The sequence below is a fragment of the Mycobacterium sp. TH-M15 genome, assembly GCF_057473705.1.
This window is the reverse complement of sequence record NZ_JBYCLB010000182.1, coordinates 1-5,439: the sequence shown is the minus strand read 5'-3', so window position 1 is coordinate 5,439 and position 5,439 is coordinate 1. Positions and strand designations below refer to the sequence as shown.

Below are 5,439 nucleotides of genomic sequence, written 5' to 3'. Positions count from 1 at the left end.
CACTTTGTTCGTCATTTCGGGGAATCTCTCCATCCCCGCCCTCGGGTCACTATTTATCAGGGGGCGGGTGCCTCAACCCATGTTGACAGAGAGGGCGGCGACCGAGAGCACACCGACGTGCTGCCCCCCGAGGAATTCCTGGCGTTCGGTTTCGGTGAAGGTTCTGGGCATGGCGGCTGCAACCACGGAGCCCGCGACGCTATTCCGGATCAGTACAGCGCGCTGGCCAGGTTGCGCCGGGCCGTGATGACCTCCGGGTCGGCCGGGTCGAAGACGTCGAAGAGCTCCACCAGCCGGGTACGCACGGTGGCCCGGTCGTCGCCGGAGGTCCGGCGCACCAGCGCGATCAGCCGGTCGAATGCCGCGCCGACGTCCTGGCTGAGGATCTGCACGTCGGCCGCGGCGAAGGCGGCCTCGATGTCGTGCGGGGCGGCGTCGGCAACCGCCACCGCGTCCGGGCGCCGCGCGGTCGCCCGCTCCAGGAAGACGACCTGGCGCAGCGTGGCCTGGGCCTCTTGGTGCTGCGGGTCGGCGTCCAACAGCGCCTGAAACGACTTCCGCGCCGCGGCGAAATCACCGGCCGCCACTTGTTCACGCGCCTGAGCCAGGGCCGGGTCGACGGGTGCGGGCTGATCGGCGCCCGGCGCACCGCTGAGCTTGCCGGCGGTCGCCGACAGCACCGAGTCCAGCCACCGGCGCAGCTGTTCGGCCGGCTGCACGCCCTGGAAGCTGGAGATCGGCTGCCCGGCCGCCAGCGCCACCACCGTCGGCACCGCATCGACGCCGAACACCTGCGCCACCCGGCCGGCGGTGTCGACGTTCACCGTCGCCAACGACCATCGGGCGCCGCCGGCTTGGGTATCGGCCTGAGCCAGCCCGGCCAGCGTCTCGACCAACTGCACGCACGCGTCGCTGCGCGGCGACCAGAGCAGCACCACCACCGGTATCTCGTTGGACCGGACCAGCACCTCGGTTTCGAAGTTGGCCTCGGTGACCTCGTGAGACCCGGCGGCGCCCGCGGCGCCGGCGACATCCGGCTGAGCCGGGCGCTTCAGGCCAGACAGATCCACGGCTCCGGCCAGTGCCGGGCCGATCGGGGGTCGGGGACGCGTCACGCCGTCAAGTCTGTCACGCCGCCCTCGATGCCCGCCGGGGGCACCGACCGCCGGTTAAACAACGTCACACACCCCCCGGTTCGCGGTCCCAGCAACCCTCGGGGCTAGCCGGCCCGCAGGATCAGCGCGTCGCCCTGGCCGCCGCCACCGCAGAGCGCCGCCACCCCGTACCCCGCGCCGCGCCGGGCCAGCTCGAGCGCCACGTGCAGGGCGAGCCGCGCCCCGGACATGCCGATCGGGTGTCCGACCGCGATCGCCCCGCCGTTGACGTTGACGATCTCCGGGCTGACGCCGAGCTCCTTGATCGAGGCCAGCGCCACCGCGGCGAACGCCTCGTTGATCTCGATCACGTCGAGGTCGCCGACCCCGATGCCTTCCCGGGCCACGGCTTTCTTGATCGCGTTGGCCGGCTGGGACTGCAGCGTCGAGTCCGGCCCGGCCACCACGCCGTGCGCCCCGATCTCCGCCAGCCAGTCCAGGCCCAGCTCGACCGCCTTCTCCTTGTTCATCACCACCACGGCGGCCGCGCCGTCGGAGATCTGCGACGACGACCCGGCGGTGAGGGTGCCGTCCGACCGGAAGGCCGGCTTCAGCCCGGCCAGTGACTCGGCGGTGGTGTCGGCGCGGATGCCCTCGTCCTCGGCGAACCGGAGCGGATCCCCTTTGCGCTGCGGAATCGTCACCGGGACAACCTCGTCGGCGAAGACGCCGTCCTTCCAGGCGGCCGCGGCCCGCTGGTGTGACCGGGCGGAGAACTCGTCCTGCTCGGCCCGGCTGAACGTGTCGGCGTCGTTGCGCTGTTCGGTGAGCGCCCCCATCGCCTGGTCGGTGAACGCATCGTGCAGCCCGTCGTAGGCCAGGTGATCGAGCATCGTCACGTCGCCGTAGCGGTAGCCGGCCCGGCTGTTCATCAGCAGGTGCGGCGCCTTCGTCATCGACTCCTGCCCGCCGGCCACCACCACGTCGAACTCGCCGGCCCGGATCAACTGGTCGGCGAGCGCGATCGCGTCCAGACCGGAGAGGCAGACCTTGTTGATCGTCAGCGCCGGGACGTCCCAGCCGATCCCGGCCGCCACCGCCGCCTGCCGCGCCGGGATCTGGCCAGCGCCGGCGGTGAGCACCTGGCCCATGATCACGTACTGCACCAGCGAGGCGGACACCCGTGCCTTCTCCAGCGCCGCCGCGATGGCCACCCCGCCGAGGTCGCTGGCCGAGAAATCCTTCAGTCCGCCCATCAGTTTGCCGATCGGGGTCCGTGCTCCAGCAACGATGACCGACGTCGTCATGACCTACCTCCCGGACTGCTGTGACCGGCTTATCAGCCGATCGGTTGCACACGCTCTTTCCCGTCAGGCTACCGTTGGCCTATGACGACCGACCATGTCGACGTACGGCCCATCCTGTCCAGCGCGCTGGTGACCGCGGTCGACCACGTCGGTGTCGCGGTGCCCGATCTGGACGCGGCCAAGAAGTGGTACCACGACCACTTGGGCATGATCGTCGTGCACGAAGAGGTCAACGCCGACCAGGGCATCGTCGAGGCGATGTTGTCGGTGCGCGGGGCGGCGGCGGGCAGCTCCCAGATCCAGCTGATGGCGCCGGTCGACGACGCGTCGCCGATCGCGAAGTTCCTGGACAAGCGCGGGCCCGGCCTGCAGCAGATCGCCTACCGGGTCAGCGACCTGGACACGCTCTGCGCTCGGCTCACCGAGAACGGCATCCGGCTGACCTACACCGCCCCGCGTCGCGGCACGGCCGGATCCCGGATCAACTTCATCCACCCCAAGGACGCCGGCGGGGTGCTGGTCGAGCTGGTCGAGCCGGCCGCCGACGCGCCCTGACCGCTGGGCCTCAGGACCATTTCCTGGTCGGGCCGCGGGTGGCCCGGTTCCGCCAGCACGACGTGTGCCAGTGCCGCCGGTCTTCCAGGACTGCCGCACCGAGCTCGACCGGCCAGGCCACCAGATGTGGTGTTCCGGGCCGGATTTCCTGATCACAACCGGGACACCGATAGGTCTTGACCGCCCGGCTGCCGACAATCGGCCGAACCTCGTAGGGGTGGCCGTCGACGCCGGCCTCCACCCGCGGCGGTGCCGCCGGCCGCAGCCGTCGATCCGTCGATGCGCGACGCCGGGCCATGCCGACAGTCTAACCGCGGCGTTTCAGAACAGTCGGAACTCGTCGCTGTCCATGCCGCGCATCGCGTCGTAATCGAGTGTGACGCAACGGATGCCCCGATCCACGGCCAGCGTGCGGGCCTGTGGCTTGATCTGCTGGGCGGCGAACACCCCGCTCACCGGGGCCAGCAGGCCGTCCCGGTTGAGCAGCTCCAGGTAACGGGTGAGCTGCTCGACGCCGTCGATCTCACCGCGCCGCTTGATCTCCACCGCCACCGATCGACCCTGCTCGTCGCGGCAGAGCAGGTCCACCGGTCCGATCGGGGTCATGTACTCCCGGCGGACCAGCGAATAGCCGACGCCGAGCAGCTCGACATGCTCGGCGAGCAGCGCCTGCAGGTGCGCTTCCACCCCGTCTTTGACCAGGCCGGGGTCGACGCCGAGTTCGTGACTGGAGTCGTGGTCGATCTGCTCGATGGTGATCCGCAACTGCTCGCCGGCCTTGTTCTGCACTACCCAGACCGGATGGTCGCCGTCCGGATTCTCGGTGAGCCGGCACGGCGGGCTCATCCAGTTCAACGGCTTGTACGCGCGGTCGTCGGCGTGCAGGCTGACCGATCCGTCCGCCTTGATCAGGATCAGCCGCCGCGCCGACGGCAGGTGCGCGGTGAGCCGGCCGATGTAGTCGACGGTGCACTGAGCGATGACAAGCCGCACCCGGTCCACCTTAAGCCCGCGTCGACGACGAATTAGGCTGACGCCACCATGACGGCCAGGAAGACGACGCCGCAGCGCCTGGGCCGGGTGCTGGAGGCGGTGACCCGGCAGAGCGGCCGGCTCGCCGAGACCCCGGCGTACGGCTCCTGGCTGCTGGGCCGGGTGACCGAGAGTCCGCGCCGGCAGCGGGTGCGCATCCAGGCCGTCATGACCGCGCTGATCGTGACCGGCAACCTGATCGGCGTCGGTGTCGCGGCGTTGCTGCTGACGGTGGCCTTCCCGGTGCCGTCCGTCTTCGCCGACGCGCCGTTCTGGCTAACCTTCACAGTCGCACCGGCCTACGTGGCGGCGGCCGTCGCGCTGGGCACGTTCTGGATCACCCGGCAGACCGTCCGCAATCTGCGGCGGGCGACCGAGAGGCGCCGGCCCACCCGGGTCGATCAGCGCAGCACCATCGTGACACCGTGGCGAGTCGCCGCGATCCACCTGATCCTGTGGGGGGTCGGCACCGCGCTGCTGACCACCCTCTACGGATCGGTGACCCGCCAGTTCATCCCGCAGGTGCTGTTCTCGGTGGGGATCGTCGGCCTCATCACGGCGACGTTTTCCTACTTGGTCACCGAATTCGCACTGCGCCCGGTGCCCACCCGGGCGCTGGAAGCCGGTGCCCCGCCGCGCCGGCTGGCACCCGGGCTGATGGGCCGGGAGATGACGGTCTGGCTGTTGGGCTGCGGCCTCCCGGTGGTCGGCATCATCGCGACGGTGCTGGTTGCCGGCCGGACCGCGGGCGCTGACCGCGCGCAGCGGCCGGTGCCGACCGTGGCGCTGCTATGCCACCCGGCACCTGCGGACCGTGCTCGACCATGACATCACCGAGCGGCCCCCGAAGGAGATCGGATGACCTACTACCGCATCATCGACAGCCCGATCGGCCCGTTGACCCTGGCCGGACGGGACCGCAGGCTAACCCATCTGCTGATGGACCACCACGCGCACGCGCCCGATCCGACCGGCTGGATCCGCGACGACGCGGCGTTCGGCGCGGCGGCCGCTGAACTCACGGCGTATTTCGCCGGTGAACTGACCGAGTTCGACCTCGACCTGGAACTGACCGGCACCGCATTTCAGCGCCGGGTCTGGGCGGCCCTGCAGACCATCCCCTATGGGGAGACCCGCTCCTACCGGCAGCTGGCCACGGCGATCGGTGCACCGTCGGCCTCACGCGCGGTGGGGCTGGCCAACGGCCGCAACCCGATCTCAATCATCGTTCCGTGCCATCGGGTGATCGGCACCAGCGGCAGCCTGACCGGGTACGGCGGCGGGATCGACCGCAAACGGGCGCTGCTCGACCTGGAGCAGCGGCACAGCAGTCGCGCCACGCTGTTCGGTTAACGGGCTCTTCCGACTTAGCAGGGGCGTAGCTGCCTGGTCCTGAGCGGCTCCCGCCGGGAGTGGCGGGTGCAGGCCCACCGTACTCGGCGGCGTTGGTT

At 70.4% G+C, this 5,439-nt stretch carries 6 protein-coding genes and 1 pseudogene; 3 read left to right on the top strand and 4 right to left on the bottom strand.

Features of this window, described 5'->3' with window-relative positions:
• Positions 1-209: 209 nt before the first annotated feature.
• Both AC2VNT_RS04405 and AC2VNT_RS04400 read right to left on the bottom strand, forming a co-directional pair.
• Complete coding sequence (locus AC2VNT_RS04405; protein ID WP_486945692.1) at positions 210-1,115, bottom strand: co-chaperone YbbN; 906 nt, start codon at positions 1,113-1,115, stop codon at positions 210-212.
• Between the two features lie 104 nt (positions 1,116-1,219).
• A complete protein-coding gene (locus AC2VNT_RS04400) occupies positions 1,220-2,401 on the bottom strand; it encodes an acetyl-CoA C-acetyltransferase (protein ID WP_486945691.1) in 1,182 nt (393 codons plus the stop codon).
• A gap of 81 nt (positions 2,402-2,482) precedes the next feature.
• Between AC2VNT_RS04400 and mce the strand changes: the two genes are divergently transcribed.
• The gene (gene mce / locus AC2VNT_RS04395) at positions 2,483-2,956 is read left to right on the top strand and encodes a methylmalonyl-CoA epimerase (protein WP_486945690.1); all 474 of its coding nucleotides are present in this window, start codon (positions 2,483-2,485) and stop codon (positions 2,954-2,956) included.
• A gap of 10 nt (positions 2,957-2,966) precedes the next feature.
• Here the strand turns inward: mce and AC2VNT_RS04390 are convergent, their stop codons facing one another.
• Positions 2,967-3,254 (bottom strand): hypothetical protein, encoded by a 288-nt coding sequence (locus AC2VNT_RS04390; RefSeq protein WP_486945689.1) that lies wholly within the window; start codon positions 3,252-3,254, stop codon positions 2,967-2,969.
• 23 nt (positions 3,255-3,277) lie between these two features.
• Positions 3,278-3,949, bottom strand: coding sequence for an endonuclease NucS (gene nucS / locus AC2VNT_RS04385; RefSeq protein WP_486945688.1), 672 nt, complete (start codon positions 3,947-3,949; stop codon positions 3,278-3,280).
• 48 nt (positions 3,950-3,997) lie between these two features.
• Here nucS and AC2VNT_RS04380 point away from each other — a divergent pair.
• A pseudogene (locus tag AC2VNT_RS04380) lies at positions 3,998-4,717 on the top strand (adenylate/guanylate cyclase domain-containing protein); the annotation flags it as partial.
• A 129-nt stretch (positions 4,718-4,846) separates the two neighbouring features.
• On the top strand, positions 4,847-5,341 hold the full coding sequence (locus tag AC2VNT_RS04375; protein ID WP_486945687.1) for a methylated-DNA--[protein]-cysteine S-methyltransferase: 495 nt from the start codon (positions 4,847-4,849) through the stop codon (positions 5,339-5,341).
• Positions 5,342-5,439: the final 98 nt, after the last annotated feature.